Annotated in this window: 29 protein-coding genes and 2 tRNA genes; 20 read left to right on the top strand and 11 right to left on the bottom strand. The window is 75.1% G+C overall.

The window, feature by feature from the left end; genetic code table 11:
• Positions 1 to 15 precede the first annotated feature (15 nt).
• The 3 genes from ACI79P_RS00590 to ACI79P_RS00580 all read right to left on the bottom strand — a co-directional run bounded on the left by ACI79P_RS00590 (position 16) and on the right by ACI79P_RS00580 (position 1,615).
• Positions 16 to 738 carry a glutamine amidotransferase gene (locus ACI79P_RS00590; RefSeq protein ID WP_456579096.1) on the bottom strand — a complete coding sequence of 241 codons (723 nt, stop codon included), beginning with the start codon at positions 736 to 738 and terminating at the stop codon, positions 16 to 18.
• A gap of 4 nt (positions 739 to 742) precedes the next feature.
• A complete protein-coding gene (locus ACI79P_RS00585; protein WP_456579095.1) occupies positions 743 to 1,069 on the bottom strand; it encodes a putative quinol monooxygenase in 327 nt (108 codons plus the stop codon).
• A 165-nt stretch (positions 1,070 to 1,234) separates the two neighbouring features.
• Entirely contained in the window at positions 1,235 to 1,615 is a 381-nt protein-coding gene (locus ACI79P_RS00580) for a VOC family protein (RefSeq protein ID WP_456579094.1), read from the bottom strand.
• A 42-nt stretch (positions 1,616 to 1,657) separates the two neighbouring features.
• On the opposite strand from ACI79P_RS00580, the gene ACI79P_RS00575 reads away from it, so the two are divergent.
• From ACI79P_RS00575 to ACI79P_RS00555, 5 genes are all read left to right on the top strand, one after another.
• Positions 1,658 to 2,470 carry a fumarylacetoacetate hydrolase family protein gene (locus ACI79P_RS00575; RefSeq protein WP_456579093.1) on the top strand — a complete coding sequence of 271 codons (813 nt, stop codon included), beginning with the start codon at positions 1,658 to 1,660 and terminating at the stop codon, positions 2,468 to 2,470.
• Entirely contained in the window at positions 2,467 to 3,978 is a 1,512-nt protein-coding gene (gene gltX, locus ACI79P_RS00570; protein ID WP_456579092.1) for a glutamate--tRNA ligase, read from the top strand. Before ACI79P_RS00575 ends, gltX begins: the two co-directional genes overlap by 4 nt.
• A 275-nt stretch (positions 3,979 to 4,253) precedes the next feature.
• Positions 4,254 to 5,147, top strand: coding sequence for a CPBP family intramembrane glutamic endopeptidase (locus tag ACI79P_RS00565; protein WP_456579091.1), 894 nt, complete (start codon positions 4,254 to 4,256; stop codon positions 5,145 to 5,147).
• Positions 5,148 to 5,225: 78 nt separating this feature from the next.
• Positions 5,226 to 5,297 (top strand) — tRNA-Gln (locus ACI79P_RS00560).
• A gap of 41 nt (positions 5,298 to 5,338) precedes the next feature.
• Positions 5,339 to 5,411, top strand: a tRNA-Glu gene (locus tag ACI79P_RS00555).
• A gap of 111 nt (positions 5,412 to 5,522) precedes the next feature.
• Here ACI79P_RS00555 and ACI79P_RS00550 read toward each other — a convergent pair.
• Positions 5,523 to 6,224 (bottom strand): IclR family transcriptional regulator, encoded by a 702-nt coding sequence (locus tag ACI79P_RS00550; RefSeq protein WP_456579090.1) that lies wholly within the window; start codon positions 6,222 to 6,224, stop codon positions 5,523 to 5,525.
• A 73-nt stretch (positions 6,225 to 6,297) separates the two neighbouring features.
• Between ACI79P_RS00550 and leuC the strand changes: the two genes are divergently transcribed.
• Both leuC and leuD read left to right on the top strand, forming a co-directional pair.
• Positions 6,298 to 7,704, top strand: coding sequence for a 3-isopropylmalate dehydratase large subunit (gene leuC, locus ACI79P_RS00545; RefSeq protein ID WP_456579089.1), 1,407 nt, complete (start codon positions 6,298 to 6,300; stop codon positions 7,702 to 7,704).
• A 4-nt stretch (positions 7,705 to 7,708) separates the two neighbouring features.
• Positions 7,709 to 8,314: a 3-isopropylmalate dehydratase small subunit gene (leuD, locus tag ACI79P_RS00540; RefSeq protein ID WP_456579088.1), complete on the top strand. Its 606-nt coding sequence runs from the start codon at positions 7,709 to 7,711 to the stop codon at positions 8,312 to 8,314.
• On the opposite strand, the gene ACI79P_RS00535 is transcribed toward leuD, so the two are convergent.
• From ACI79P_RS00535 to cofC, 3 genes are read right to left on the bottom strand one after another with little or no spacing between them, the layout of a single operon-like run.
• A complete protein-coding gene (locus ACI79P_RS00535) occupies positions 8,311 to 9,240 on the bottom strand; it encodes an NUDIX hydrolase (protein ID WP_456579087.1) in 930 nt (309 codons plus the stop codon). The two genes, leuD and ACI79P_RS00535, sit on opposite strands and share 4 nt — an antisense overlap.
• On the bottom strand, positions 9,224 to 11,296 hold the full coding sequence (locus ACI79P_RS00530) for an RNA degradosome polyphosphate kinase (protein ID WP_456579086.1): 2,073 nt from the start codon (positions 11,294 to 11,296) through the stop codon (positions 9,224 to 9,226). Before ACI79P_RS00530 ends, ACI79P_RS00535 begins: the two co-directional genes overlap by 17 nt.
• 4 nt (positions 11,297 to 11,300) lie before the next feature.
• Positions 11,301 to 11,948, bottom strand: coding sequence for a 2-phospho-L-lactate guanylyltransferase (gene cofC, locus ACI79P_RS00525; RefSeq protein WP_456579085.1), 648 nt, complete (start codon positions 11,946 to 11,948; stop codon positions 11,301 to 11,303).
• 116 nt (positions 11,949 to 12,064) lie between these two features.
• Here cofC and ACI79P_RS00520 point away from each other — a divergent pair, with 116 nt between their 5' ends.
• Genes ACI79P_RS00520 through ACI79P_RS00510 form a run of 3 tightly spaced genes read left to right on the top strand, consistent with a single transcriptional unit; the run spans position 12,065 to position 15,017 of the window.
• The gene (locus tag ACI79P_RS00520; RefSeq protein WP_456579084.1) at positions 12,065 to 12,886 is read left to right on the top strand and encodes a lysophospholipid acyltransferase family protein; all 822 of its coding nucleotides are present in this window, start codon (positions 12,065 to 12,067) and stop codon (positions 12,884 to 12,886) included.
• Complete coding sequence (locus ACI79P_RS00515) at positions 12,883 to 13,878, top strand: NAD(P)H-dependent glycerol-3-phosphate dehydrogenase (protein ID WP_456579083.1); 996 nt, start codon at positions 12,883 to 12,885, stop codon at positions 13,876 to 13,878. Before ACI79P_RS00520 ends, ACI79P_RS00515 begins: the two co-directional genes overlap by 4 nt.
• Positions 13,875 to 15,017, top strand: a complete 1,143-nt coding sequence (locus ACI79P_RS00510; protein ID WP_456579082.1) for a cystathionine gamma-lyase — start codon at positions 13,875 to 13,877, stop codon at positions 15,015 to 15,017. Before ACI79P_RS00515 ends, ACI79P_RS00510 begins: the two co-directional genes overlap by 4 nt.
• Here ACI79P_RS00510 and ACI79P_RS00505 read toward each other — a convergent pair.
• Entirely contained in the window at positions 14,988 to 15,788 is an 801-nt protein-coding gene (locus ACI79P_RS00505; RefSeq protein WP_456579081.1) for a CDP-alcohol phosphatidyltransferase family protein, read from the bottom strand. The two genes, ACI79P_RS00510 and ACI79P_RS00505, sit on opposite strands and share 30 nt — an antisense overlap.
• A gap of 98 nt (positions 15,789 to 15,886) precedes the next feature.
• Between ACI79P_RS00505 and ACI79P_RS00500 the strand changes: the two genes are divergently transcribed.
• Positions 15,887 to 17,023: a D-alanine--D-alanine ligase family protein gene (locus ACI79P_RS00500; RefSeq protein WP_456579080.1), complete on the top strand. Its 1,137-nt coding sequence runs from the start codon at positions 15,887 to 15,889 to the stop codon at positions 17,021 to 17,023.
• Between the two features lie 71 nt (positions 17,024 to 17,094).
• Positions 17,095 to 17,694 carry a hypothetical protein gene (locus ACI79P_RS00495; RefSeq protein WP_456579079.1) on the top strand — a complete coding sequence of 200 codons (600 nt, stop codon included), beginning with the start codon at positions 17,095 to 17,097 and terminating at the stop codon, positions 17,692 to 17,694.
• Positions 17,695 to 17,708: 14 nt separating this feature from the next.
• On the opposite strand, the gene ACI79P_RS00490 is transcribed toward ACI79P_RS00495, so the two are convergent.
• Positions 17,709 to 18,269 carry a DUF3515 domain-containing protein gene (locus ACI79P_RS00490; RefSeq protein WP_456579078.1) on the bottom strand — a complete coding sequence of 187 codons (561 nt, stop codon included), beginning with the start codon at positions 18,267 to 18,269 and terminating at the stop codon, positions 17,709 to 17,711.
• An 11-nt stretch (positions 18,270 to 18,280) separates the two neighbouring features.
• Complete coding sequence (locus ACI79P_RS00485; RefSeq protein WP_236824589.1) at positions 18,281 to 18,514, bottom strand: Lrp/AsnC ligand binding domain-containing protein; 234 nt, start codon at positions 18,512 to 18,514, stop codon at positions 18,281 to 18,283.
• A 92-nt stretch (positions 18,515 to 18,606) separates the two neighbouring features.
• Here ACI79P_RS00485 and ACI79P_RS00480 point away from each other — a divergent pair, with 92 nt between their 5' ends.
• From ACI79P_RS00480 to ACI79P_RS00470, 3 genes are read left to right on the top strand one after another with little or no spacing between them, the layout of a single operon-like run.
• Entirely contained in the window at positions 18,607 to 19,647 is a 1,041-nt protein-coding gene (locus ACI79P_RS00480; RefSeq protein ID WP_456579077.1) for a thiamine-phosphate kinase, read from the top strand.
• Positions 19,631 to 20,155: a GNAT family N-acetyltransferase gene (locus ACI79P_RS00475; RefSeq protein WP_456579076.1), complete on the top strand. Its 525-nt coding sequence runs from the start codon at positions 19,631 to 19,633 to the stop codon at positions 20,153 to 20,155. The genes ACI79P_RS00480 and ACI79P_RS00475 overlap by 17 nt, the downstream gene beginning before the upstream one ends.
• Complete coding sequence (locus tag ACI79P_RS00470) at positions 20,143 to 20,769, top strand: cytidylate kinase-like family protein (protein ID WP_456579075.1); 627 nt, start codon at positions 20,143 to 20,145, stop codon at positions 20,767 to 20,769. Before ACI79P_RS00475 ends, ACI79P_RS00470 begins: the two co-directional genes overlap by 13 nt.
• Positions 20,770 to 20,847: 78 nt before the next feature.
• Here the strand turns inward: ACI79P_RS00470 and rpmB are convergent, their stop codons facing one another.
• Positions 20,848 to 21,030: a 50S ribosomal protein L28 gene (rpmB, locus tag ACI79P_RS00465; protein ID WP_454970731.1), complete on the bottom strand. Its 183-nt coding sequence runs from the start codon at positions 21,028 to 21,030 to the stop codon at positions 20,848 to 20,850.
• A 193-nt stretch (positions 21,031 to 21,223) separates the two neighbouring features.
• Between rpmB and ACI79P_RS00460 the strand changes: the two genes are divergently transcribed.
• From ACI79P_RS00460 to ACI79P_RS00440, 5 genes are read left to right on the top strand one after another with little or no spacing between them, the layout of a single operon-like run.
• Positions 21,224 to 22,822 (top strand): DAK2 domain-containing protein, encoded by a 1,599-nt coding sequence (locus ACI79P_RS00460; RefSeq protein WP_456579074.1) that lies wholly within the window; start codon positions 21,224 to 21,226, stop codon positions 22,820 to 22,822.
• A 7-nt stretch (positions 22,823 to 22,829) separates the two neighbouring features.
• Entirely contained in the window at positions 22,830 to 25,016 is a 2,187-nt protein-coding gene (recG, locus tag ACI79P_RS00455) for an ATP-dependent DNA helicase RecG (protein ID WP_456579073.1), read from the top strand.
• Complete coding sequence (gene rsmD / locus ACI79P_RS00450) at positions 25,013 to 25,567, top strand: 16S rRNA (guanine(966)-N(2))-methyltransferase RsmD (RefSeq protein WP_456579072.1); 555 nt, start codon at positions 25,013 to 25,015, stop codon at positions 25,565 to 25,567. The genes recG and rsmD overlap by 4 nt, the downstream gene beginning before the upstream one ends.
• The gene (gene coaD / locus ACI79P_RS00445; RefSeq protein ID WP_456579071.1) at positions 25,564 to 26,049 is read left to right on the top strand and encodes a pantetheine-phosphate adenylyltransferase; all 486 of its coding nucleotides are present in this window, start codon (positions 25,564 to 25,566) and stop codon (positions 26,047 to 26,049) included. Before rsmD ends, coaD begins: the two co-directional genes overlap by 4 nt.
• Positions 26,046 to 26,726, top strand: coding sequence for a hypothetical protein (locus ACI79P_RS00440; protein ID WP_456579070.1), 681 nt, complete (start codon positions 26,046 to 26,048; stop codon positions 26,724 to 26,726). Before coaD ends, ACI79P_RS00440 begins: the two co-directional genes overlap by 4 nt.
• Positions 26,727 to 26,788: the final 62 nt, after the last annotated feature.

The following is a 26,788-nucleotide window of genomic DNA, read 5'->3' as shown; positions in this document are numbered from 1 at the left end:
CCGTAGCGGTCGGCCTCAGCCGTAGCGGGCGACGAAGTTCGCCAGCAGCCGGCCGGGCGCGGTCACCACCGCGGGGGTCAGGCGCCGCACGACCGCCTCCACCTCGCTGGGCGCGAAGTAGCCGGCGTGCTGGTAGATGCGCACCCGCGCGACGATCGCGGCGACGTCGAGCTCGGGGTGGAACTGGGTGGCGTAGACGTTCTGCTTCACCTTGAACATCTGCACCGGGCAGGTCGCCGAGGAGGCCAGCAGCACGGCGGTGGGCGGCAGCACGCGGCACGCCTCCTTGTGGCCGACGAAGGCGGTGAAGCGGTCGGGCACGCCGGCGAGCAGGGGGTCCTCCCGGCCGTCCGGGGTGAGGGCCACCTCCACCGCCGACACCGGCTCCCCGAACGTGCGGTCGACGACACCGCCCTGGTGGGTGCCGAGGGTGCCGATCCCGTAACAGGCGCCGAAGAAGGGCAGGTCCCGGTCGACGATCTCGTCCAGCAGGCGGCCGACGTCGCGCTCCACCCGCACCTGGACGGCGGACTTGTCCTCGTCGGAGGAGTTGAACGGCCCGCCGCCGAGGAAGACGCCGGCGTAGCCGTCGAGGTCGAGCGCCGGCAGCGGCCCGGCCTCGAGCCGGATCCGGTGCAGCCGCCCGGCGGGCAGCGCTGTGCAGCGGAGGAACGAGGCGAGCTCCCCGTCCGCGGCCTCGTCCTCGGGGCGGGAGGAGAGCAGCAGGAAGGGCTTCACCCGGTCAGCGCGGCTGGATCTCGCCCATCGGGCCCCAGCCGCTGACGTCGGGTGCGTCCACGTAGATGATCTGCGGCTGCGCGGAGACCAGGTCGGGCGCCTGCTCGACGAAGCGCTTGAAGGCGTCGGTGGACACGTGGGCGGCGCCCGCGTCGGCGTCCCGGAAACCCTCGACGCAGACGAAGGTGTGCGGCTCCTCCAGGCTGCGCGACCACTCGAAGAACAGCGAACCCTCCTCGGCGTTGACCGCGCGGGCGTAGTCGGCGGCCAGCCCGGTCCACTCGTCGGCGCGCTCGGGACGGACGGGGAACTTCACGACGATGAGGATCACGGGGTCATTGTCGGCCTCCGGCCGACGCCGCGGCCAGTTGCCGTTCCCCACGACCCGGGGAACCGTCCCCCTGGGGACGAGCTGCCGGCAGTAGCGCTCTGCCCACACCGGCGGGGCAGAGACCGACTGCCCTGCGGAAGACCTGGTGCCGCCGGCGGCCGCCCGTCACACGGGGTCCAGCCGGGTCCTCAGCAGGCAGAACTCGTTGCCCTCCGGGTCGGCGAGGACCTGCCAGGTCGCGTCGTCGGACTGGCCGACGTCGGCCGGCGTCGCGCCCAGCCCGAGCAGCCGCTGGAGCTCGGCGTCCTGGTCGCGGTCGGTCGGGCTGACGTCGATGTGCAGGCGCACCTTCCCCGGTGTCGGGTCGGTGACCGGCACGAAGACCAGCGTGGGCGCGGGCCCGCCGAAACCGGCCTCCGGGCCGATCTCGACGGCGCCGTCGTCCTCCCGCCCCACGACCCGGTAGTCCAGCACCGCCGCCCAGAAGGCGGCGAGGGACTCGGGGTCCCGGCTGTCGACGACGAGCTCGCTGAACCGGCAGGCCATGGGTGCACGGTAGGCAGGAGAGGGCGCGACTAACCTCGGCTCGTGCGCATCGTCCGTTTCGCCTCCCCCCAGGGCATGTCCTTCGGCGTCCTCGACGGAGACGGTCAGGTGGCCCAGATCGAGGGCCACCCCTTCGGCCAGATCTCCTTCACCGGCGCCCGCTTCGCCCAGGCCGACATCCGGCTGCTCTCGCCGATCCTCCCGAGCAAGGTGGTGTGCGTCGGCAAGAACTACGCCGAGCACGTCAAGGAGATGGGCACCGGCGACGCCCCGCGGCAGCCGCTGCTGTTCCTCAAGCCCTCCACCTCGGTCATCGGCCCCGGCGACGCGATCCGCATCCCGGCGGGCAGCACCAACGTGCACCACGAGGCCGAGCTCGCCGTGGTGATCGGCGCGCGCGGGGCCCGCAACGTGACGCCGGAGCAGGCGATGGGCAGCGTGTTCGGCTACACGATCGCCAACGACGTCACCGAGCGGGACATGCAGAGGAGCGACGGGCAGTGGACCCGCGCCAAGGGCTTCGACTCCTTCTGCCCGCTGGGGCCGTGGATCGAGACCGACCTGGCCGGCATCGGCCTGGACGCCGCGGACCTCGAGGTGACCTGCGACGTCGACGACGAGCGCCGCCAGACCGGGCGCACCAGCCAGCTGCTGTTCGACATCCCCACGCTGATCTCCTACATCTCGCAGGTGATGACCCTCCTGCCCGGCGACGTCGTCCTCACCGGCACGCCGTCCGGCGTCGGGCCGATCCGCCCGGGCCAGACCGTCACCTGCGCCGTCCAGGGCCTCGGCACGCTCACCAACTCGGTGACGGCGGCCGACGCCGTCTCCACCGCCGGTGGCGCCCGATGACGGCCACGGCTGTCCCACCCACCACCCCGACCGGAGCGGTCCGCACCCGCTTCTGCCCGTCGCCGACCGGGCTGGTGCACGTCGGGCTCATCCGCACGGCGCTGTTCAACTGGGCGCACGCCCGCCACCACGGCGGCACGTTCGTCTTCCGCATCGAGGACACCGACGCCGCCCGCGACTCCGAGGAGTCCTACCGGCACCTGCTCGACAGCCTGCGCTGGCTGGGCCTGGACTGGGACGAGGGCCCGGAGGTCGGTGGGCCCCACGGGCCGTACCGGCAGTCGGAGCGGCAGGACGTCTACCGCGAGGTGGCCGCCAAGCTGCTCGAGTCCGGGCACGCCTACGAATCCTTCTCCACCAACGAGGAGGTCGACGCCCGGCGCCGGGCGTCCGGCCAGGACCCGAAGCTCGGCTACGACAACTACGACCGCTTCCTCACCGACGCCCAGAAGGCGGCCTACCGCGACGAGGGCCGCCAGCCGGTGCTGCGCCTCCGGATGCCGGACGAGGACCTCACCTGGACCGACCTGGTGCGCGGCGAGGTGCGCTTCGCCGCCGGCGCGGTGCCCGACTTCGTGCTGGTGCGGGGCAACGGCGCGCCGCTCTACCCCTTCGTGAACCCGGTCGACGACGCCCTGATGGGCATCACCGACGTCCTCCGCGGCGAGGACCTGCTGCCCTCCACGCCGCGGCAGCTGGCGCTCTACGCGGCGCTCACCGACATCGGCGTCGCCGCCGGCACCCCGCGCTTCGGCCACCTGCCCCTGGTGACCGGCGAGGGCACCAAGAAGCTCTCCAAGCGCGACCCCACGTCCAACCTCGACGTCTACCGGGAGCGCGGCTTCCTCCCCGAGGGCCTGGTGAACTACCTGGCGCTGCTGGGCTGGTCGATCGCCGAGGACCGGGACATCTTCTCGGTGGCCGAGATGGTCGAGGCCTTCGACGTCACGAAGGTCAACGCGAACGCGGCGCGGTTCGACCTGAAGAAGGCCGAGGCGATCAACGCCACGCACCTGCGCGCCCTCCCGGTGGAGGAGTTCACCGCTCGGGTGGTCCCGCACCTGGCCGCCGCCGGACTGGTCACCGACCCGCCCAGCGCGGAGCAGGACGCGGTGCTGCGGGCGATCGCCCCGCTGGCGCAGGAGCGCATGGTGGTCCTCTCCGAGGCCGTCGGGCTGCTGGGCTTCCTCTTCGTCGACGAGGTGCAGATCGACCCGGCCGCCGCCGAGAAGCAGCTCTCCGGGGACGGCGCGGTCGAGGTGCTGGACGCGGCGTCGGCGGCGCTGGGCGAGCTGCCGGAGTGGACGACGCCGGCCATCGAGCAGGCCCTCAAGGCGGCGCTCGTCGACGGGCTGGGGCGCAAGCCGCGGCAGGCGTTCGGCCCGGTCCGGGTCGCCGTCAGCGGGCGCACTGTCTCCCCGCCGCTGTACGAGTCGATGGAGCTGCTGGGCCGCGACCGGACGCTGGCCCGGCTGGCCGCTGCGCGCACGGTGGCGTCGGCGGGATGACCTCGCCGGCGGCCGGCGGGGGTCCGGTCGAGGAGCCGTACGCCGGGCCGCCGCCCACGCTGCGCCCGGAGCCGGGGCGGTTCCCGGTCGCGCCGTGGCCCGGGCCGCCGGGTGGACCCCCGGCGGGTCCGTACCCCCCGGCACCGTTCCCGCCGGGGGCCCACCCGCCGTTCCCGGCGGGTGCGTGGGTCCCCCACCCGCCGGCGCCACCGGCCGGGTGGGCCCTCCCGCCGGGCACGCCGCCGCACGACGAGCCGACGTCGTTCCTGCGGGCGATGCGCTCGCGCGACTGGGCCTGGTGGCGGCCGTTGCTGGGGCTGCTCCTGCTCGGGGTGGTCTTCCTCGTGGCGGGGGCGCTGCTCGGCGTCCTCGGCATCCTCACCGGGATCAGCCCCGACCTGACCCTCATCGAGCTCACCGACCCCGGCACCCTGCTGGTCACGAACGCGACCCTGGTCGTGGGCATCCCGGTGGTGTGGCTGGCCTGGGCCGTGGCGCACGGCATGGGCACAGGCTGGTCGTCGTCGGTGCTGGCCCGGTTCCGGTGGCGGCTGCTGCCCCGCCTGACCGTGCTGGCACTGGCCTCGATCGGCGTCGTCATCGGGCTGTCGGTGCTCGTGGGCGTGACCGTGGGGGGCGCGGAGGTGACCGGGCCGGTCCCGTCGTGGGGCTGGCTGCTGGTGGTGGTCCTGTTCACCACACCGCTGCAGTCGGCGGCGGAGGAGTACCTCTTCCGCGGCTACCTCAGCCAGGCGGTCGCCGGCTGGATCAGCGCCCCCCGCACGGGGGCGGTGGTCGCCGCGGTGGTGACCGGCGCGCTCTTCTCCCTCGCCCACCTGCCGCCGGACCTCGCCACGTTCCTCGACCGCTTCGCCTTCGCCCTCGCCGCCTCGGCCGTGGTGTGGCTGACCGGCGGCATCGAGGCGGCCGTGGTGATGCACGCGGTCAACAACGTGGTGCTGTTCGTGCTGGTCGCCCTGCTGGGGGACGCGGTGACCACGGACGTGGTGCCGGCGGGGCTCGTCCCGGTGTCGCTCGCCCTGACCGTCGCCGGCTTCGGCGGTTTCGTCCTGCTCGTCGCCCGCTGGCGGCGGCGGGCGCAGCCCGAGCTGCGCACGCCCGCCCTGGACCTGCGGCACCCGCCCGCGGTCTCCGTCCCGGCCCGCTGACCCGCCGACCGGGGGGTGGTGCGACCCGCCTCCGCGGCGTCGGGTACAGTTCTTCCCGGCGCCGCGAGGTGCTACCCATGGGGTATGGGGTAATTGGCAGCCCGACGGTTTCTGGTTCCGTTAGTCTAGGTTCGAGTCCTGGTACCCCAGCGAGGAAGCCTGGTTCCTCTTGCAGTACCGCACCACAGCACGGCCCCGTCGTCTAGCGGCCCAGGACGCCGCCCTCTCACGGCGGTAGCGAGGGTTCGAATCCCTTCGGGGCTACGCGACCGAGAGCCCCCGACCACCCGGTCGGGGGCTCTCGCCGTTCCCGGGGCGGCCTCGAGGGGCTGGCGGGCGCGCCGACACGTGCTCGAACGCGGTGCTACCGAGGCGTCAGCGTGCGGAGCGGGAGATCGCCGTCGCGGCGTCCAGCACCGCGCCGACGACCTCCGGGCTGGGCCGGCGGCCCAGCCGCTCCACCGGGCCGGAGATGGAGACGGCGCCGAGCACCGACCCGCCGCCGTCGCGCACGGGCGCGGACAGGGAGGCGACGCCGGGCTCCCGCTCGGCCACGCTGTGGGCCCAGCCGCGGCGGCGGACGTCGAGCAGCGTGCGCGCGGTGAAGCTGGCCGAGGGCAGCAGCCGGGTCACCTCGTCGGCGGGCATGAAGGCCAGCAGCGCGTGGGCCGCGGATCCCGCCGTCATGGGCAGGCGCGCACCGACCGGGACGGTGTCCCGCAGCCCGCTGGTGCGCTCCGCCGCGGCGACGCACACGCGGGTCGCGCCGTCGCGCACGTAGAACTGCGCGCTCTCGCCGGTGACGTCGCGCAGGGTGACCAGGTGGCGGGAGGCGATCTCGCCGATGTCGGCCGTGCCGCGCCCCAGCTCGGCCAGCGCCGGGCCGGGCGCCCAGCTGCCGCTCTCGGTGCGCCGGACGAGGCGGTGCCCCTCCAGCGCGACGGCCAGCCGGTGGGCGGTCGCCCGGGGCAGACCGGTGCGCGCGACGAGCTCCGCGAGGGTGGCCGGCTCGTGCGCCACGGCGTGCAGGATCGACACCGCTTTGTCCAGAACCGCGACCGGGTTAGGCTGTCCCACACAGCAATACTCGCATCCCGCAGAGTGAGACAGTCAACTCGGGATCGACCAGTCACCCGAAGGGGACGCGCCCGTGCCGAAGACCCTGGCCGAGAAGGTCTACGACGCCCATGTCGTGCGCAGCACGTCGGGGGAGCCCGACCTGCTCTACATCGACCTCCACCTCGTGCACGAGGTGACCAGCCCGCAGGCCTTCGACGGCCTCCGGGCGGCCGGGCGCACGGTGCGGCGGCCCGACCTGACGATGGCGACCGAGGACCACAACGTCCCGACCCTGGACATCCTGAAGCCCATCGCCGACCCGGTCAGCCGGGCGCAGGTCGACGCGCTGCGCCGCAACGCCGCCGAGTTCGGCATCCGGCTGGCGCCCATGGGCGACCGCGACCAGGGCATCGTGCACGTCATCGGCCCGCAGCTGGGGCTGACCCAGCCCGGCATGACCATCGTCTGCGGCGACAGCCACACCTCCACGCACGGCGCGTTCGGTGCGCTGGCCTTCGGCATCGGCACCAGCGAGGTCGAGCACGTGCTGGCCACCCAGACGCTCCCGCAGTACCGCCCGAAGCAGATGGCGGTCACCGTGGACGGCGAGCTGGCGCCCGGCGTCTCGGCGAAGGACATCATCCTGGCCGTCATCGCGCAGATCGGCACCAACGGCGCCGCCGGCCACGTCATCGAGTACCGCGGCAGCGCCATCGAGGCGCTGTCGATGGAGGCCCGCATGACGATCTGCAACATGTCGATCGAGGCCGGTGCCCGCGCCGGGCTGATCGCCCCCGACCGGACCACCTTCGACTTCCTGCAGGGGCGGCCGCACGCCCCCCAGGGCGCGGACTGGGACGCCGCGGTGGAGTACTGGTCGACGCTGCGCACCGACGAAGCCGCGGTGTTCGACAGCGAGGTCGTCCTGGACGCCTCGACGCTGACGCCGTTCGTCACCTGGGGCACCAACCCCGGCCAGGGCCTGCCGATCAGCGAGCGCGTCCCCGACCCGGCGGAGATGGCCGACGAGGGGGAGCGGCGGGCCGCCGAGCAGGCGCTGGCCTACATGGGGCTGACCCCGGGCACCCCGCTCACCGAGATCGAGGTCGACACGGTCTTCCTCGGCTCCTGCACCAACGGGCGGATCGAGGACCTCCGCGTCGCCGCCGAGATGCTGCGGGGCAAGAAGATCGACCCGAGCACGCGGATGCTCGTCGTCCCCGGCTCGGTCGGCGTGAAGAACCAGGCCGAGGCCGAGGGGCTCGACCGGGTCTTCGTCGACGCGGGGGCGGAGTGGCGCGGCGCCGGCTGCTCGATGTGCCTGGGCATGAACCCCGACCAGCTCAAGCCGGGTGAGCGCTCCGCCTCGACGAGCAACCGCAACTTCCAGGGCCGGCAGGGCAAGGGCGGGCGCACCCACCTGGTCTCACCGTCCGTGGCCGCCGCCACCGCGCTCACCGGCCGCCTCACGGCCCCCGCCGACCTGATCGGAGCCTGACCCCGTGGACGCCTTCACCACCCACACCGGCACCGTCGCACCGCTGCGCCGCAGCGCCGTCGACACCGACCAGATCATCCCGGCCGAGTACCTCAAGCGGATCACCCGTACCGGGTTCGAGGACGGGCTGTTCGTCGCCTGGCGCACCAACGAGCCGGACTTCGTGCTCAACAAGCCCGAGTACGCCGACGCCTCGATCCTCGTCACCGGCCCCGACTTCGGCACCGGCTCCTCCCGCGAGCACGCCGTCTGGGCGCTGCTGGACGGCGGCTTCCGCGTGGTGATCAGCTCGCGCTTCGCCGACATCTTCAAGAACAACTCCACCAAGGCCGGGCTGCTCACCGTCGTGCTGCCGCAGGAGCAGGTGGAGGTGCTGTGGGCGGCCGCCGAGGCCGACCCCACCACCCAGGTGACCGTGGACCTGCAGGCCAAGCAGATCACCTACGGCGACACCGCGGTGCCGTTCGAGGCCGACGACTACACCCGCTGGCGGCTGCTGGAAGGGCTCGACGACGTCGGCCTCACCGAGCGGCACCTGGACGACGTCGAGGCCTACGAGGGGCGGCGCCCCGCCTGGTTGCCCAAGGCGCTGCCCGCGCTGCCGGCTTAACGGGGCGCGTCGGGGTCGGGCTCGAGGTCGCGGTAGTAGTCGGCCACCAGCGCGCCCGGCCGGCCGCCGAGGGCCCACACGCTGCCCTTGGCGGCCGGCGGCGCGAGGCCGGGGACGCCGTGCCCGTGCACCCCGAGCGCCTGCAGCAGCGACGGGATGGCCCCGCCCTGGCTGCACAGCACCGTCACCCCGGCCTCGGGGGCGTCCGCGAGCAGCCGCTCGAGCGCGGTGAGGGCGGCCTGCGGGTCCTCCGCGAAGCACTCCTCCCCGAACTCGGGCCGGTCGTGCACCCGGAGCCCCACCTGCTCGGCCAGGGGCGCCACCGTCGCGCGGCAGCGCAGCGGCGGTGCCGCGGCCACCGCGCGGGGGGAGAACAGCGGGAGCGCCTCGGCCAGCCGCCGCGCCTGGCGTTCCCCCTTGGCGTCCAGCGGCCGCAGGTCGTCGGGGCCGTCGAAGTCCTGCCTGCTCCCCGCGCGGCCGTGGCGCACCAGCAGCACGCCCACCTCGCGCGGGACGTCGGTGCGCGCGGCGTCGGCGACCACCAGCCGGTCGTGCTCGTGGGTGACCTGCGCGGCGGCGGCGTCGGGGGAGAGCCAGCGCAGCTCGTCGACCTCGTCGTTGGCCGTGAACTCGCCACCGGCGCAGCGCATCAGCCAGTAGTCGACGCGCTTGGGGGCGCCGTCGACGGCGTAGCGGGTGGTCGGGGCACGGCGTCCGGCCACCACGGCGAGCCCGGTCTCCTCGACCACCTCCCGGCAGGCCGCCTGCAGGGGGTGCTCGCCGGCGTCGAGCTTGCCCTTGGGCAGCGACCAGTCGTCGTAGCGCGGGCGGTGCACCACGGCGACCTCGATCCCGCCGTCCGCGGCCGGTCGCCAGAGCACCCCGCCCGCGGCGACGACGGTGCGGGGCTCAGCCGGCGAGCTCATGGACCCGCCGCATCAGCACCGCCTGGTGGTCCCGGCCCTCGAGCCGCTCCCAGCTGCCGTCGCTGCGCAGCTCCCAGCAGCGCACCCCGGGCCCCATCGCCGGCTCCAGGGCCTCCTGGAGCTGCGCCCGGGCCGCCTCGTCGCAGACCCGCAGCAGCACCTCCACGCGGCGGTCGAGGTTGCGGTGCATGAGGTCGGAGCTGCCGATCCACCACTCGGGGTCCCCGCCGTTGTGGAACGACATGACGCGGGAGTGCTCCAGGAAGCGGCCGACGATCGAGCGCACCCGGATGGTCTCCGAGAGGCCGGGCACCCCGGGCCGCAGCGCGCAGATGCCGCGGACGAAGAGCTCGACCGGGACGCCGGCGCGCGAGGCCTCGTAGAGCGCGTCGATGATCCGCTCGTCGACGATCGAGTTCGCCTTCATCCGGATGCCCGAGGGGCTGCCCTCGGCGGCGTGCCGGGCCTCGCGGCGGATCTTCTCGATCAGGCCGTTGCGGATGCCGTGCGGTGCCACCATGAGCGTGCGGTAGTTGGTCTGCCGCGAGTACCCGGTGAGCACGTTGAACAGGTCGGTCAGGTCCGCGCCCACCCGCGGGTCGGCGGTCAGGATGCCGAGGTCCTCGTAGATGCGGGCGGTCTTCGGGTTGTAGTTGCCCGTGCCGATGTGGCAGTAGCGCCGGATGACGCCCTGCTCGCGGCGGACGACGAGCGCCGTCTTGCAGTGGGTCTTGAGCCCCACCAGCCCGTAGACCACGTGGCAGCCGGCGCGCTCCAGCGAGCGGGCCCAGCTGATGTTGGCCTCCTCGTCGAAGCGGGCCTTGATCTCCACGAGGACGACGACCTGCTTGCCCGCCTCGGCCGCCTCGATGAGCGCGGTCACGATGGGCGAGTCACCGGAGGTGCGGTACAGCGTCTGCTTGATGGCGAGCACGTTCGGGTCGGCCGCGGCCTGCTCGATGAAGCGCTGTACGCTCGTGGCGAACGAGTGGTAGGGGTGGTGCACCAGCACGTCGCCCTCGCGGAGGGTGGCGAAGACGCTCTTGGGCGTCTCGCCCTCGGAGAGCCGCGGGTGCGTGGCGGGGACGAACGGGTCGTCCTTGAGCTCCGGCCGGTCCAGGTCGTAGAGCGCCATGAGCGAGGCGAGGTCCAGCAGCCCGGGCACGTGGACGACGTCGTCGGGGGAGACCTCCAGCTCCGAGATGAGCACCTCGAGGATCCGCGGATCCATCGGCTCGGCCACCTCGAGCCGGACGGCGGGGCCGAAGCGGCGCCGGGCCAGCTCGCGCTCCAGGGCCTGCAGCAGGTCCTCGTCGCGGTCCTCCTCCACCTCCAGGTCGGCGTTTCGCGTGACCCGGAAGAAGTGGTGGTCGATCACCTCCAGTCCCGGGAACAGCTGGGCGAGGTGGGCGGCGATGAGGTCCTCGAGCGGCAGGAAGGTGGCCGTGGAGTCCGCCGACTCGACCGGCACGAACCGCGGCACGTTGTTGGGCACCTTCAGCCGGGCGAACCGCGGGGCGCCGGTGTCGGGATCGCGCACCGACACCGCCAGGTTCAGCGAGAGCCCGCTGATGTAGGGGAAGGGGTGCGCCGGGTCGACCGCGAGCGGGGTGAGCACGGGGAACACCTGGTCGCGGAAGTAGTCGCGCAGCCGGCGGGTGTCCTGGTCGGCCAGGTCCTCCCAGTGCACGAGCCGGATGCCCGCCTCCTCCAGCCGCGGCAGCACGTCCTTGTTGAAGACGTCGGAATGGCGCTGCACCAGCTCCTGGGTGCGACCGGTGACCAGCTCGAGCTGCTCCCGGATGGTCAGCCCGTCGGGGGAGCGGACGGTGAGACCGGTGTTCTGCCGGCGCTTCAGGCCGGCGATGCGCACCATGTAGAACTCGTCGAGGTTGGTGGCGAAGATGGCGAGGAACTTGACCCGCTCCAGCAGCGGCAGGGACTCGTCCTCGGCGAGCTCCAGCACGCGCGCGTTGAAGTCGAGCCAGGACAGTTCCCGGTTCAGGTAGCGGTCGGCGGGCAGGGCATCGGTCCGGGGAGCGCTCTCTGGGGCCACGTCCTCATCGTGCCGTACCGACCCGGCGCGCGAGCACCGGTGAGGCCCGCACGAGCCCGCTCGTGCGCGGGCCGGCGCCGAGCTCCAGCGCGGCCCGGAGGTCGGCGGGGACGTCCACGTCGCGCTGCAGGCCGGGCCAGGCGCCGGGCAGCCGGACCGCGCCGTCGGCCTCGTGGGCGTGCGCGGAGCCGCGGCCGAACCGCGGGCGCAGCGGGGCCCCGGCGGCGGTCAGCAGGGTGGTGCCCGTCCCCTGGGCGTCGGCCACGAAGCACCGGGGTGCCGCCGCCGCGGCGGCCAGCGCGGCGTCGAGCTCCCCGGGGCGCAGGGCCGGGAGGTCGGAGGAGAGCGCGGCCACCTGCGCGCTCCCGGCCCACCGGGCCCCGTGCTCGAGCGCGGGGTTGAGGCCGCGGTCGGGCTCGTCGGGGACGACGGCGGCACCGAGGTCGCGCACCAGCTCCGCGGACGCCGCCTCGTCGGTGACGACGACGACAGAGCCCACCCGCGGGCAGGCCAGCGCCGCGGCGACCGTGTCGGCGAGCAGGGCGAGGACCAGGGCGCCGTGGTCACCGCCGGGGCCGGCGGTGAGCGGCCGCAGCCGGGTCTTGGCCGCCGCGAGCCGCTTCGCCGGGACGACGACCGACCACGTGGACACGGCCCCACAATGTCAGCACGCGGTCGCTCGGCGGCCCGCCGGACCGGGACCCGGTGGTCCGGGCCGGGTGGGGCGGGTCGATCATGGGCGGGCTCACACCAGAGGGAGGCGGGTCGGTGACGGAAGAGGCGTCCCCTCATGGCACGACCCCGTCCGGGCACGCGCGTGGCCGGCCGGAGAGCCGGTGGCGCACCCGCGGGCGGATCTCGTCCCACCTCTGGCTGTGCATCCTGGTGATCTACCCGGTCTCCGCCCTGATGTTCCGGCTGCGCTACCACCACATCGAGCGCATCCCGGTGCGCGGGCCGGTCCTGCTCGTGGTCAACCACGTCTCGGTGCTCGACCCGCTGGCCTGCGCCCGCCTGGTGTTCGACCGTGGGCGCATCCCGCACTTCCTGGCCAAGGAGGCGGTCTTCAAGGGGCCGGCGGGCACGATCCTGCGGGCCGCGGGGCAGATCCCGGTGGCCCGGTACTCGTCGGCCGCCCGGGGTTCGCTGGACGCGGCGCGCGCCGACCTGCAGGCCGGCAGCATCGTGGTGATCTACCCCGAGGGCTCGGTGACGCGGGACCCCGCGTGGTGGCCCATGCAGGCGCGCACGGGCGCGGCGTACCTGGCGCTCACCACCGACGCCGTCGTGGTTCCGGTGGCGCAGTGGGGGCCGCAGCGGGTGCACGACTACCACGCCAGGAAGCTGCACCTGCGGCTGCGCACGCCCGCCGACTACCTGGTCGGCGAGCCGATCGACCTCTCGGCCCTGCGCGCCGAGGTCCGGGCCGGCCGGCCGCTGGACGCCCCACTGCTGCGGGAGACGACCGACCTGATGATGACGAGGGTTCGCCACCAGCTCGCCGAGCTCCGGGGGGAGCCGGCCCCGGCCGCCGTCCACCCCGGTCCGCGGCGCTCGCGCCCCGGCGGCGCCGCGGGGAGCGCCGCGTGACGCGCGCGGCGGTGCTCGGTGCGGGTTCCTGGGGCACCACGTTCGCCAAGGTGCTCACCGACGCCGGGTGCGAGGTGCGGCTGCACGCGCGGCGGCCCGAGCTGGTGCGGGCCATCTGCGACCACCGGGAGAACCCCGACTACCTGCCGGGGGTGCGCCTGCCCGACCGGCTGCGGGCGACCGTCGACCCGGCCGAGGCGCTCGACGGCGCCGAGATCGTCGTGCTGGCGGTCCCCTCGCAGTCGCTGCGCGACAACCTCACGTCCTGGTCCGGCCTGCTGCCGCCGGACGCCACGCTGCTGTCGCTCATGAAGGGCATCGAGCTCGGCAGCACCATGCGCATGAGCGAGGTGATCTGCGAGATCACCGGCTCCGGGGCGGGGAGGGTCGCGGCGCTGTCCGGCCCCAACCTGGCCCGGGAGATCGCCGAGGAGCAGCCGGCGGCCACGGTCATCGCGTGCTCGGACCCGGACCGGGCCGCGGTCCTGCAGGCGGCCTGCCACACCCCCTACTTCCGGCCCTACACGAACCCGGACGTCGTCGGCTGCGAGCTGGGCGGAGCGGTCAAGAACGTCATCGCGCTGGCCGCCGGCATCGCCGAGGGGCTCGGCTTCGGCGACAACACCCGCGCCTCGCTGATCACCCGCGGGCTGGCCGAGACGGCGCGGCTGGGACTCGCGCTGGGCGCCGAGCTCACCACGTTCGCGGGGCTGGCGGGGCTGGGCGACCTGGTGGCGACCTGCAGCTCGCCGCTGTCGCGCAACCGCACCTTCGGCGAGAAGCTCGGCCGGGGCATGAGCGTCGAGGAGGTGCAGGCGAGCACCCGGCAGACCGCCGAGGGCGTGAAGAGCTGCCGCTCCGTGCTCGACCTCGCCCGAGCGCACCGCATCGACGTCCCGATCACCGAGGCCGTCGTCCGGGTGTGCCACGAGGGCGAGGCGCCGGCGCAGATGGTGCGGGAGATCATGTCGCGGGAGGCGAAGCCCGAATGAGCAGCGAGCTGGGCGGTCACGGGGACGGGACCCGGTCGGTCCGGGCGGGGGAGGACCCGGCGGTCCCGGGCGCGCCGCTGCGGCCCTCGCCGGTCTTCGCCGCACCCTTCCACCTCGGGGACCGGCCGCCGCGCGCCGGCGGGGCCGACGCGTACGCGCGGACCGAGCAGCCGACGCTCCGGCACTTCGAGGACGCCGTCGGGGAGCTCGACGGCGGCCGCTGCCTCTCCTTCGCCACCGGGATGGCCGCGCTCACCGCCGCGGTGCTGTCCTGCGTCGGCAGCGGTGACCGCGTCGTCCTGCCGTCGGACGGCTACTACACGACCCGCCTGCTGGCCGCCGAGGAGCTGGCCCGGTTCGGCGTCGAGGTGCGGTACGTACCGACGCCGGAGATCGAGCGGGTGGCCGCCGAGGGGGGCCTGGCCGGGGCCCGCATGGTCCTGCTGGAGACGCCGAGCAACCCGCAGCTCGACGTCTGCGACATCGCCGCGGTCGCGGCAGCCGCGCACGCGGCTGGTGCGCTGGTGGCCGTCGACAACACCACCGCCACCCCGCTGGGCCAGCGCCCCCTGGCGCTCGGCGCCGACCTCACCGTCGGCAGCGACACCAAGGCGCTCACCGGGCACAGCGACATCCTCCTCGGGCACGTGACCGTGGCCGACGACGCCCTGCACGCGGCGGTGAAGGGCTTCCGCGACCGCACCGGCAGCACGCCGGGGCCCTTCGAGGCGTGGCTCGGGCACCGCTCGATGAGCACCCTGGACCTGCGGCTGGCCCGCCAGGCGGAGAACGCGGCCGCGGTCGCCGAGCTCCTCGCGGGGCACCCGGCCGTGACCGGTCTGCGCTGGCCGTGGCGGCCGGAGGACCCGTCGTTCGCCCTCGCCTCCCGGCAGATGCTGCGCCCCAACGGCGTCGTCTCCGCCGAGCTGCCCGACGAGGCCGCCGTCGCCCGGCTGCTGGGCGCCAGCCGGCTGTGGGCGGCGGCGACCAGCTTCGGCGGGGTGCACAGCACCATCGACCGGCGGGCCCAGTGGGGCGGGGACGCCGTCCCGGAGGGCTTCGTGCGGCTCTCCTGCGGCATCGAGGACACCGCGGACCTGGTCGCCGACCTATCCCGCGCGCTCGACGCCCTCGGCTGACGCGGACCGGCGGCGGGTGCCGGCCACCGTGAGCCAGATGCTCACGCCGAAGTAGTAGGCGAGGTAGACCATGCTCACCGCGACGACCACCGGGTGCGGGTCGGGGTACTGGACGATCAGGACGGCGAAGGCGACCAGCCAGACCGCCGCCAGCCCCAGGTTCACCCCCCGCAGCAGCTTGGTGCGCGACGGGTAGACGTACTTGACCGGCACGAACACCAGGACGGTCAGGACGGCGAGCGCGATGCCGACGCCGGTCGGGCCGACGTCCAGGACGATCGCGTAGAAGGCCACCACGTTCCAGTAGCTCGGGAAGCCGAGGAAGTAGTGGTCCTCGGTCTTCGCGTCCACCCGGCAGAACTGGTAGCAGGAGGCGAGCAGCGGCAGCGCGGCCAGGACCCAGCCGAGCGCGCCGCCGGGCAGCCGGTCGGTCGTCCAGAGCAGCACGATCGGCGCGAAGACGTAGGTCAGGTAGTCGACGATGTCGTCCATCCGGGCGCCGTCGAACCAGGGGATCGTCTCCTTGACCCGGAACCGCCGGGCCAGCATCCCGTCGGTGCCGTCGATGAACAGCGTCGCGAGGATGAGCCACAGGGCCGTCTCCACGGCGCCGTCGAAGGCCGCGAGGACGATGAGCAGGCCGAGCACCGAGCCGCTGGCGGTGTACAGGTGCACCGCCGCACCGGCCAGGCGCAGTCCTGGGGAGTGCTGGGGCCCGTCGGTGGTGCGCGCGGCCCCGGGTGCGGTCTGGTGAGCTGGGTCGTCGGGCACGGCGACGAGGCTGCCACACCACGCCCGGCCCGGCGGACCGACGCGTGCACCGACGTCGCGGCGGGGGCGGCGTCGGGGCCTCGGTTAGGGTCGCGTCGATGAGCGGACAGCAGGGCAGGGTGCGTGTGGCCGTCGTCTTCGGCGGGCGGAGCGAGGAGCACGCCATCTCCTGCATCTCCGCCGGCAGCGTCATGGCCGCGCTGGACCCGGAGCGCTACGAGGTGGTCCCGGTCGGCATCGCGAAGGACGGGCGCTGGGTGCTGCCCGACCCCGGCCAGCGGCTGGCGCTCAGCGACGGCGCGCTGCCCGAGGTCACCGGGGGGACGGCGGTCTCCCTCGTCGGCGACCCCGAGGCCCGCGGACTGGCCGTCCTCGAGCCCGGCGCCGCGGTCGGGCGGGCGCTCACCGAGGTCGACGTCGTCTTCCCCGTCCTGCACGGGGCCTTCGGCGAGGACGGCACCGTCCAGGGCCTGCTGGAGATGACCGGGCTGCCGTACGTGGGCTCGGGGGTGTTCGCCAGCGCCGCCTCCATGGACAAGGAGTTCACCAAGAAGCTCCTCGCCGCGGCGGGCCTGCCCCAGGGTGACCACGTCGTCCTGCGCGACGGGCACGGGGCGGTCTGCGCGGACCCCGTCCTTCTCTCCGAGGCGCAGCGCGAGCGGCTCGGCCTGCCGGTCTTCGTGAAGCCCGCGCGCGCCGGCTCCAGCATCGGCATCAGCAAGGTCACCGACTGGGCGCAGTTCCCGGCGGCGGTCGCGGCGGCCGCCGCGGTGGACCCGAAGGTGATCGTCGAGGCCGCCGTCCCCGGCCGCGAGATCGAGTGCGGCGTGCTCGCCGCGCGCGGCTCGGGCCTGCCCGAGGCGAGCCTGCCCGCCGAGATCCGGCTGCGGCCGGGGGTGGACTGGTACGACTTCGCCGCGAAGTACCTCGACGACGCCGCGGAGTTCGACATCCCGGCCGACCTCACCGCCGAGCAGCTCGCCGCCGTCCAGGACACCGCGCGCCGCGCCTACCTGGCGCTGGACTGCCGCGGGCTGGCCCGCGTCGACTTCTTCCTCGGCGCCGGCCCCGACGGCGCGGACCGCCTGGTCGTCAACGAGGTCAACACCATGCCCGGGTTCACGCCGATCTCGATGTTCGCCCGCATGTGGGGCGCCACCGGGGTCGACTTCGGCGAGCTGGTGGACCGCCTGGTGAGCGGGGCGCTCGCCGGCGGCGCGCGGCCGGGCCGGTGAGAACCGGGCGGCCGGGCCGTGGCGGAGGCGCCACCGGTCACCGGATCGCCCCGGGTCTCCTCCTGGCCGTCTTGCTGCTCGCTGCCTGCGGGCGCGCGGTCGACGGCGTCGCCACCGCCGCCCCGGCCTCCGACCGACCCTCCGCACCGGGGGAGCTGGAGGAGCTCCTCGTCGAGGAGGTGCCCTCCGGGCTGCCGCGGCTCCCCGACGACGAGCTCGATCCGCCGGCCGGCGAGAAGCGGCTGGAGGACGTCGCCGCCTACGCGCCGGACCCGGAGCGCGAGCTCGCGGTGCTCGCCGACTACGGCTACCGGTACGGGTGGGAGCGCTTCTGGGGGCGGGAGTCCGGCCCCATGACCGGCCTGTTCGTCGACCAGTTCGAGCAGCGGGCCGGCGCCGGCGCCTACGCCGAGGCCCTGGCCCGCAACGACGCCGACCTGTACGGGGGCGTCCTCAGCGTGGACCCGCCCGAGCTGCCGGCGAACTGCCGCCTGCTCACCGTGGAGACCCCCGTGCCGGACGCCGGGCTGACCGACCCGGCGGCGTTCGCGTGGTGCTGGCACGGCGTGTTCAGCGTGTCGGTGACGTCCGTGGCCGGGTCGGTCCCCGAGGCGGTGCGGGAGGTCGGCGCCGTCCTCGAGGAGCAGCTGGCGCTGCTGCCGCCGGCGTGACCAGGCGCGGGCGCTCAGGGGCCGGGCGCGGGCTCCTGGTAGGGGAGGGCCTCGGCCAGCGGCACGGTGAGCGCCGTGACGGGGGCGCTGTCGACGCCGGGGGGCAGCCGCACCTCGACGTAGACGGGGCGGTCCACCGCCGTCCACACCGTCGCCTCGGGGTCGCTGGTGTCGACGTGCCACTGCACGCCGTTGATCTGGATGGCGGACGCTCCGACGGTCCACCCGGCCGGCCGCTCGACGCCGCAGGTCAGCACCACGGGCGGCTCGCCCCAGGCGTAGACGTTGGCGCGTTCGGAGCGCACCCGGCGCGAGGGCTCGCCGGCCAGCTCCAGCGGCAGGTTGCTCATCAGCGCGGTGCAGGACTCCTCGGCCTCGGGGCCGAGTTCCGGGCTGTCGAGTTCGAGCGTCGGGAGGTCCTCGGGGCGGACCGGCGTGACCCCGTCGACGGCGGCCGGGCCCTCGGGGTCCGGCGGGATCTCGCCGCCGCGCAGGTTGACCAGCACGACGAGCGCGATCACCACCGGGAGGGTGACCGCCGTGATCAGGATCGCGGCCCGGCGGAGCGGGTCCACGGGGGGAGCGCTCAGATGTTGACGACCGGGCAGGTCAGCGTCCGGGTGATGCCGTCGACCGACTGCACCCGGGCGACCACGAGGCGGCCGAGCTCGTCGACGGTGTCGGCCTCGGCGCGCACGATGACGTCGTACGGGCCGGTGACGTCCTCGGCCTTCGTGACGCCGCTGATCTCGCTGATCGTCTTGGCGACCTGGGCCGCCTTGCCGACTTCGGTCTGGATGAGGATGTAGGCGTGGACCACGGGAGATCCTTCCTCCGGCAACAGTGCCGAGACGTCGTCCCCGCCGGCTGGCGGACTGGTCGGCAACCTACCGCAGCGACTGGAGAGCATCGATGAGCCGACCCCGCCCCCTGGTCCCGCGCGGCGATCCGGCCGACACCGTGCGGGTGGTCGGCGAGTTCGGCGTCATCGCCCGGGTGCTGGCCCGGTCGGGCACCGCGGCGGCCGCCGAGGTCGGACCCGGCGACGACGCCGCCGTGGTGCGCACCCCGGACCGCCGGGTCGTGGCCACCACCGACGTGCTGGTGGAGGGCCGGCACTTCCGGCGGGACTGGTCCTCGGCCGAGGACATCGGGCACAAGGCGGCCGCGGCCAACCTGGCCGACGTCGCGGCGATGGGCGCCCGGACGACGGCGCTCGTGGTGGGGCTGGCCTGCCCGCCGGAGACGCCCACCAGCTGGCTCGAGGGGGTCGCCACCGGCCTGGCCGACGAGTGCGCACCGCAGGGGGCCGCCGTCGTCGGCGGGGACACCGTGGCGGCCGCCCCCGGCAGCACCGCCGTCGTCCTGTCGGTGACCGCCCTGGGCGACCTCGGTGGCCGGGCGCCGGTGCTGCGCTCGGGCGCCCGGCCGGGGGACGTCGTCGCGCTGGCCGGGCGGCTGGGGTGGTCGGCGGCCGGGCTGGCGGTGCTGCGCCGCGGGTTCAGCAGCCCGCTGGCGGTGGTGTCGGCGCACCGGCGCCCCACGCCGCCGTACGCGGCCGGGCAGGTGGCGGCCGATGCGGGCGCCACCGCGATGTGCGACGTGAGCGACGGCCTGCTCGCCGACGCCGGGCACATCGCGGAGGCCAGCGGAGTCGTCCTCGACCTGGACCGCGCGGCGCTGGTGCGGGCGTGCCTGGAGCCGGTGGGCCCGCTGCAGCAGGTCGGCTCGGCGCTGGGGGTGGACCCGATGGCGTGGGTGCTCACCGGCGGGGAGGACCACGCCCTGCTGGCCACGTTCCCGCGGAAGGTGGCGCTGCCCGCGGGGTGGACGCAGATCGGGGTGGTGCGGCCGGGCAAGCGCGGGCCGGACGTGCGGGTGGACGGGGTCACGGCCGCCGACGTGCTGGCCGCCGTGGGAGCGGAGAGGGCGGGGCATGCGCACTTCGGCTGAGCGGGTGCTGCGGGACGGCGCGGCGGTGCGCCTGCGGCCGCTGCCCTACGAGGACCCCCTGGCGCAGCTCCTGGTGGAACAGGTGCAGCAGGAGTACGTGACGCGGTACGGCGGCCGCGACGAGGCCGTCGTCGACCCGGGGGAGTTCCGGCCGCCGGCCGGGCTGTTCCTGGTCGCCGAGGTGGCGGGGGAGCCGGCCGGGTGCGGCGCGTGGCGGGCCTACCCGCCGGGTGGTGCGGAGATCAAGCGGGTCTACGTCGCGTCGGGGTTCCGCCGGCGGCGGCTGGCCCAGGTGCTGATGGCGGAGCTGGAGGCCTCGGCTGCCCGTGCCGGGCACCGCTCCGTGGTCCTCAACACCGGGCAGCGGCAGCCGGAGGCGGTCGCGCTCTACCTCGAGCTCGGCTACGCGCCCGTGCCCGGCTACGGGGTGTACGCCTGCTCGCCGGAGGCCGTCTTCCTCGGCAAGGAGCTGCCCGTGCACGAGGAGGAGCCGACGTGGGCGTCGTGACGATCTCGGCGCCCTACGGCGCCGCGGGGGCGGAGGTGGCGCCCGCGGTCGCCGCGCGGCTCGGGCTGCCGTTCCACGACCGCGCGATCCCCGCCCAGGTGGCCGGGCGGCTGGGGGTGCCGCTCGAGGAGGCCGAGGCCAACGACGAGACGGTGGTGCGCGGGCTGTGGCGGCTGGTGGCGTCGCTGGGCACCATGCCCGACCCGGTGGGCGGGGTGGTGCCGGGGGCGCCGCTGCCCGACACGCGGGCCTACCGCGACCAGACCGAGCGGATCCTGGCCGAGATCGCGGCCGGCGACGGCGGCGTGGTGCTCGGCCGGGCCGCGATGGTCGTGCTGGCCGACCGCGCCGACGCGCTGCACGTCCGGCTGGACGGGCCGCGGGAGCGGCGGCTGGCCGCGGCGGTGGCCCGGTCGTGGCGGCCCCGCGAGGAGGTGGCCCGGGAGATGGCGGCCAACGACCGCGCGCGCGAGGCCTACGTCCGGCACTTCTACCGCCGCGACCCGGCCGATCCCCGCCTCTACCACCTGGTGGTGGACGCGACCGCGTTCCCGGTGGAGACCGTCGTGGACCTCGTGGTGACCGCCGCGCGCGGGCGGGGCATCGGGGGCTGAGGCGCGCACGCGAGGAGCCCCGGAGGTCGGTGACCTCCGGGGCTCCTCGATGTCTCGCGCCCCCTCAGGGGGCCTGCGTCACGCGCGGGCGACCTTGCCGGCGCGGATGCACGAGGTGCACGCGTTGATCCGGCGACGGTTGCCGGGGGCGATCAGCGCCCGCACGGACTGGATGTTCGGGTTCCAACGGCGCGGCGTGCGGCGGTGCGAGTGCGACACCGACATACCGAAACCGGGGCCCTTGCCACACACATCGCACACGGCAGCCACGGTGGATCACTCCCAGAAGAATCGTTCACAGACGGCGGGGCAAGGCAGCACCCGCATCAAGACCGTCCAGCAGTCTAACCGCTCTCCGCGGCGGATGCCGCAGCCCCCTCCGGCGGGGCCCGCGCGGGCGGTCCCGGGGCTCGCGGAGCCGGGCGGTGTCGGTGCCGGTGGGTAGCCTGCTCCCGTGCTGACGGCGCTGGACGACGCCGCGGTCGGTCAGTGGTGCCGCGCCGCGGTCGAGGCGCTGTCCGACTTCCGGGGGCGGCTCGACGACCTCAACGTCTTCCCCGTGCCCGACGGGGACACCGGCACCAACCTCCTGCACACCGCCGAGGGCGCGCAGGCCGCGCTGGACGAGGCGGCGCCCGGCGAGTCGACGTGGGCCGTCGTGGCCCGCGGCGCGGTGCTCTCCGCCCGTGGCAACTCCGGCACCATCCTGGCCCAGTTGCTGCGCGGGCTGGCCGACCAGCTCGCCGACCAGCCCCCGGCCGACGGCCCGGTCCTCGCCTCCGCGCTGCGCAAGGCCGCCGAGAGCGCCTACACCGCCGTCGCCGACCCCGAGGAGGGCACCTTCCTCACGGTGGCCCGGGCCGCCGGGGAGGCCGCCGTGGCCGCCGTGGACGCGGGTCGCACGGCGCTCGCCGACGTCGTCGGGGCCGCCGCCGACGGCGCCCACCGCGCCCTGGAGGGCACCCCCGACCAGCTGGCCGCGCTGCGCGAGGCCGGCGTCGTCGACGCCGGCGGCGCCGGGCTGTCCCTCGTCCTGGACTCCCTCGTGCGCACGGTCACCGGCATCCAGCCGGTGCGGCCGGCCCTGGCCCGCCGCACGCACGGCCCGCACGACCACCTCCACACGCCGCACCAGCCGCCGCCCGGGCCGGGCAGCGAGGTGCAGTACCTCCTCGCCGACGCCGACGAGGGGTCGGTCGCCCGCCTCCACGAGCGGCTGGCCGAGCTCGGCGACAGCCTCGTCATCGTGGGCGTCGACACCTCGACCGGCCGGGAGTGGAACGTCCACGTGCACGTCTCCGACGTCGGCGCCGCCATCGAGGCGGGCATCGAGGCGGGCCGCCCGCACCGCATCACGGTCAGCCCGCTGGCGCCGGTGCCCCCGGCGGCGCCGGTGCACGGCGTGCGGGCGGTCGTCGCGGCGGTGCACAGCGACGGGCTGGCCGAGCTCTTCCGCGCCGAGGGGGTCCGCGTCGTCGTCTGCGACGTCGGCGGGATCACCGAGGACGAGGTCTACGACCAGATCGTCGCGGCCGCCGCCCAGGAGGTGGTGGTCCTCCCGAACGACGCCGGCCTGCACGCCGTCGCCTCCCTGGCGGCCGAGCGGGCGCGGGAGGCCGGCCGGGAGGTCGCCGTGGTGCCCACCCGCTCGCCGGTGCAGGGGCTGGCCGCGGTGGCCGTCGCCGATCCGCAGCGGCGCTTCGGCGACGACGTCATCGCCATGGCCGAGGCCGCCGCCGCGACCCGGTGGGCCGAGCTCTCCGTCGCCGACCAGGAGGCGCTCACCTCCGCGGGTCGCTGCCACCCCGGTGACGTGCTCGGCTCCGCGGAGGGTGACGTCGTCGTCATCGGCGCCGAGCTCGCCGCCGTCGCCTGCGACCTGCTGGACCGGCTGCTCTCCGCGGGCGGGGAGATGGCCACCCTGGTCGTCGGCCCCGACGAGGTGCTCGGCGACGCGGTCTGCGCCCACCTCTCGTCGGCGCACCCGACCGTCGAGGTGGTGCGGTACGGCGGCGGCCCCGGCTCGCTACCCCTGCAGATCGGGGTCGAGTGACGTGGCGGTGACGCTGGAGACCCCGCTGGCGAAGGTGCTCGGGCCGAAGACCGCCACCGGGATGGCCGAGCAGCTGGGCCTGCACACGGTGCGCCACCTGCTGCGCCACTACCCGCGCCGCTACGCCCGGCGCGGCGAGATGGCCCGGCTCGACGACCTGCAGCCCGGCGACCGGGTGACGGTGCTCGCCCAGGTGAAGACGGTCAGCACCCGGCCGATGCGGCAACGCCGCGGCACCCTCACCGAGGTCACCGTGGGCGACGGCGCCAGCACCATGAAGCTGGTCTTCTTCAGCCACCGGCACGCCCGCCTGGCGCCCGGGGTGTGGGGCATGTTCGCCGGCACCGTCGGCACCTACCAGGGCAAGCTGCAGTTCACCCACCCCGACATGCACCTGCTCAGCGGCGACGATGACGACGACGACTGGGCTCGCGAGCTGGTGCCGATCTACCCGGCGAGCAAGGACGTCTCGAGCTGGGTGATCCAGAAGTCGGTCAAGCTGCTGCTCGGCGGGGCGGGCAACCTCGCCGACCTGGTCACCGACCCGCTGCCCGACGAGATCCGCGCCCGGCACGGCCTGCTGTCGCTGCCGGCGGCGCTGCTCGACATCCACCGCCCCACCACCAGCCAGGACGTCGAGCGCGCCGAGCACCGGCTGAAGTGGGACGAGGCGCTCACCCTGCAGCTCACCCTCGCCGCCCGGCGCCGGGCCGCCGCGCTGGAGCCGGGCACCGCCCGTCCTCGCAAGGCCGGCGGGCTGCTCGACGCCGTCGACGCCGCCCTGCCGTTCGCGCTCACCGACGGCCAGCGGGCCGTGGGGGAGGAGCTGGCCGCCGAGCTGGACCGCGACCAGCCGATGCACCGGCTCCTCCAGGGCGAGGTGGGGTCGGGCAAGACCGTCGTCGCCCTCCGCGCGATGGCGCAGGTGGTGGACGCCGGGGGCCAGGCCGCACTGCTCGCGCCCACCGAGGTGCTCGCCGCCCAGCACGCCCGCGGCATCCGGGCCCTGCTCGGCCCGCTCGGCCGTGCCGGGGAGATCGACGGCGACCCCGCCGGCACCCGCGTCACCCTGCTCACCGGCTCGCTCAAGGCCGCGGCGCGCCGCGAGGCCCGCGCCGAGGTGGCCGAGGGGCGGGCCGGCATCGTCGTCGGCACGCACGCGCTGCTGCAGGAAGGCGTGGAGTTCGCCGACCTCGGCCTCGTCGTCGTCGACGAGCAGCACCGCTTCGGCGTCGAGCAGCGCGACGCGCTGCGGGCCAAGGGGAGCCGGCCCCCGCACGTGCTCGTCATGACGGCGACGCCCATCCCGCGCACCGTCGCCATGACCGTCTACGGCGACCTGGAGATCTCCACGCTGCGGCAGCTGCCCAGCGGGCGTGGCGGCGTCGCCAGCTCGGTGGTGCCGGTCGTGGAGAAGCCCGGCTGGCTCGACCGGGCCTGGGCGCGGCTGCGCGAGGAGGTCGCCGCCGGCCGGCAGGCCTACGTGGTCTGCCCCCGGATCGGTGACGTCCCCGGCGCCGACGACCAGCCCGGGGACGCCGACGGCGCGCCGCCCGAGGAGGAGGGGCGCAGCGACCGCCGGCCCCCGCTCGCCGTCCTCGACGTCGCCGAGGCGCTGCGCGCCGGTCCGCTGGCCGGCCTGCGGCTGGACGTGCTGCACGGGCGCATGACCCCCGAGGAGAAGGACGGCGTCATGCGCGCCTTCGCCGCGGGGGAGACCGACGTGCTGGTGGCGACCACCGTGGTCGAGGTCGGGGTCGACGTGCCCAACGCCACGGTCATGGTCGTGATGGACGCCGACCGCTTCGGCGTCAGCCAGCTGCACCAGCTGCGCGGCCGCGTCGCCCGCGGGAAGCACGCCGGGCTGTGCCTGCTGGTCAGCGACGCCCCGACGTCGTCGCCGACCGGGCAGCGGCTGGCCGCGGTCGCCTCGACCTCCGACGGCTTCGAGCTCGCCCGCCTGGACCTGGAGACCCGGCGGGAGGGCGACGTCCTCGGCGCCGCGCAGTCCGGCCGCCGCTCGACCATCAAGCTGCTCTCCCTCCTGGCGGACGAGGAGCTCATCGCCGAGGCGCGGGCGGAGGCGACGGCGCTGCTGGCGACCGAGCGCGGCCTCGCCGACCACCCGGGGCTCGCCGCCGAGGTCGCGGCCCTGGCCAGCGACGAGCGCGCCGAGTGGCTCGAGAAGGCGTGACCAGGATCATCGCGGGGCTGGCCGGCGGCCGGCGGCTCACCGTCCCGCAGACGGGTGTCCGGCCCACCGGGGACAAGGCGCGCGGGGCGCTCTTCAACTCCCTGGGCTCGCTGGTCGACCTGGAGGGGGCTGCGGTCCTCGACCTCTACGCGGGCTCCGGTGCCCTGGGCCTGGAGGCGCTCTCCCGCGGCGCGGCCACCGCGGTCTTCGTCGAGCAGGGCCCGAGGGTGCTGCCCGTGCTGCGGGCCAACCTGGCGGCGATCGGGCTGCCCGGGGGGCGGGTGGTCGCCGGCTCCGTGCCCGCCGTCGTCGCCGGGCCGGCGCCGCAGGCGTTCGACGTCGTCCTCGCCGACCCGCCCTACGAGACGCCGGCAGAGGAGGTCCACGAGGTGCTCCGGGCCCTGGTCGCGGGGGAGTGGCTGGCCCCCGGCGGGGTCGTCGTGGTCGAGCGGCCCAGCCGGGAGCGGGCGTGGGAGTGGCCGACACCCCTGCACGGTCTGCGCGAGCGGCGCTACGGCGAGGCCGTGCTCCGGTACGGTCGGCGTCCGTGAGGCGTGCCGTCTGCCCAGGTTCCTTCGACCCGGTGACCAACGGGCACGTCGACGTCATCAACCGGGCCGCCGGGCTCTACGACGAACTGGTCGTGGCGGTGCTGGTGAACCCGGGCAAGGCGGGGCTCTTCTCCGTCGACGAGCGGATGGACCTGCTCCGGGATGCGGTCGCCGACCTCCCCAACGTGCGCGTGGACAGCTTCCAGGGGCTGCTGGTCGACTACTGCCGCAGCCACGACATCCCGGTGATCGTCAAGGGGCTGCGGGCGGTCAGCGACTTCGAGTACGAGTTGCAGATGGCGCAGATGAACCGCGAGCTGGCCGCCGTCGAGACGCTGTTCGTGCCGACCGCCCCGCAGGTGGGGCACCTCTCCTCGAGTCTGGTCAAGCAGATCGCCACGTTCGGCGGGGACGTCTCCCGGCTGGTGCCCAAGGCCGTCGACGACCGGCTGCGCGAGCGGGCCCGGGAGGGGCGCTCGTGACCCGGCCCGGGCGCGGCCACACCACCGAGGTGGTCTACCGGCTCTACGAGACGGTGGACGAGCTCACCACGGTCATCGAGAACGCCCGCAGCGTGCCGATGTCGAGCTCCTGCATGGTGCCCCGCGACCTCGTGCTCGACCTGCTCGACGACCTGCGGGAGTCGCTGCCCGAGGACGTGCAGGCCGCCGGCGCGATCGTCGAGCAGCGGACCGAGATCCTGCAGCAGGCCCAGGCCGAGGCCGAGCGCCTCACCGGGCGGACCCGCGCGGACAGCGAGCAGCTCCTCGTGCAGGCCCGACGCCAGCGGGACGAGATCGTCGGCACGGCCCGGCGGCAGCGCGACGAGCTCCTGGCCCAGGCCCAGGCCGACGCCGAGCAGATCCTGCTGGAGGCCGAGGCCGAGGCCGAGGCTCTCGTCGCCGACGGCCGGCAGCACCGGGCCGCCCTCCTCGCCGAGGCCCAGGCCGAGCACGAGCGGCTCATCACCGAGACCGAGGTCTACCGCTCCGCGGTCACCCGCGCCGACGAGCTCGGCGAGCAGTCGCACGCCGAGGCAGCGCGGATGCGGGCGGAGGTCGACGAGTACGTCGACACCCGGCTCGCCGAGTTCGGGGCGACCCTGGAACGCATGCTCCGCTCGGTGGACAAGGCCCGCAGCACCCTGCGAGACGGCTAGAAGGACCGCCGTCCTCCCCACCCCTCGCACGCTCGGGGCGAGCCCCTGGACGGCAGCCGTTC

This window comes from Blastococcus sp. SYSU DS0510 (assembly GCF_054050835.1).
This window is presented reverse-complemented; position numbering and strand designations above follow the sequence as displayed.

What these genes read in the sequence shown, in the direction of transcription:
- ACI79P_RS00580 (WP_456579094.1), bottom strand. Translation starts at nt 1,615, where the DNA reads ATGGCCTGCCGGTTCAGCGAGCTCGTCGTCGACAGCCGGGACCCCGAG.
- ACI79P_RS00510 (WP_456579082.1), top strand. Translation starts at nt 13,875, where the DNA reads ATGAGCAGCGAGCTGGGCGGTCACGGGGACGGGACCCGGTCGGTCCGG.
- ACI79P_RS00500 (WP_456579080.1), top strand. Translation starts at nt 15,887, where the DNA reads ATGAGCGGACAGCAGGGCAGGGTGCGTGTGGCCGTCGTCTTCGGCGGG.
- ACI79P_RS00480 (WP_456579077.1), top strand. Translation starts at nt 18,607, where the DNA reads ATGAGCCGACCCCGCCCCCTGGTCCCGCGCGGCGATCCGGCCGACACC.
- ACI79P_RS00535 (WP_456579087.1), bottom strand. Translation starts at nt 9,240, where the DNA reads ATGAGCTCGCCGGCTGAGCCCCGCACCGTCGTCGCCGCGGGCGGGGTG.
- ACI79P_RS00565 (WP_456579091.1), top strand. Translation starts at nt 4,254, where the DNA reads ATGCGCTCGCGCGACTGGGCCTGGTGGCGGCCGTTGCTGGGGCTGCTC.
- ACI79P_RS00475 (WP_456579076.1), top strand. Translation starts at nt 19,631, where the DNA reads ATGCGCACTTCGGCTGAGCGGGTGCTGCGGGACGGCGCGGCGGTGCGC.
- gltX (WP_456579092.1), top strand. Translation starts at nt 2,467, where the DNA reads ATGACGGCCACGGCTGTCCCACCCACCACCCCGACCGGAGCGGTCCGC.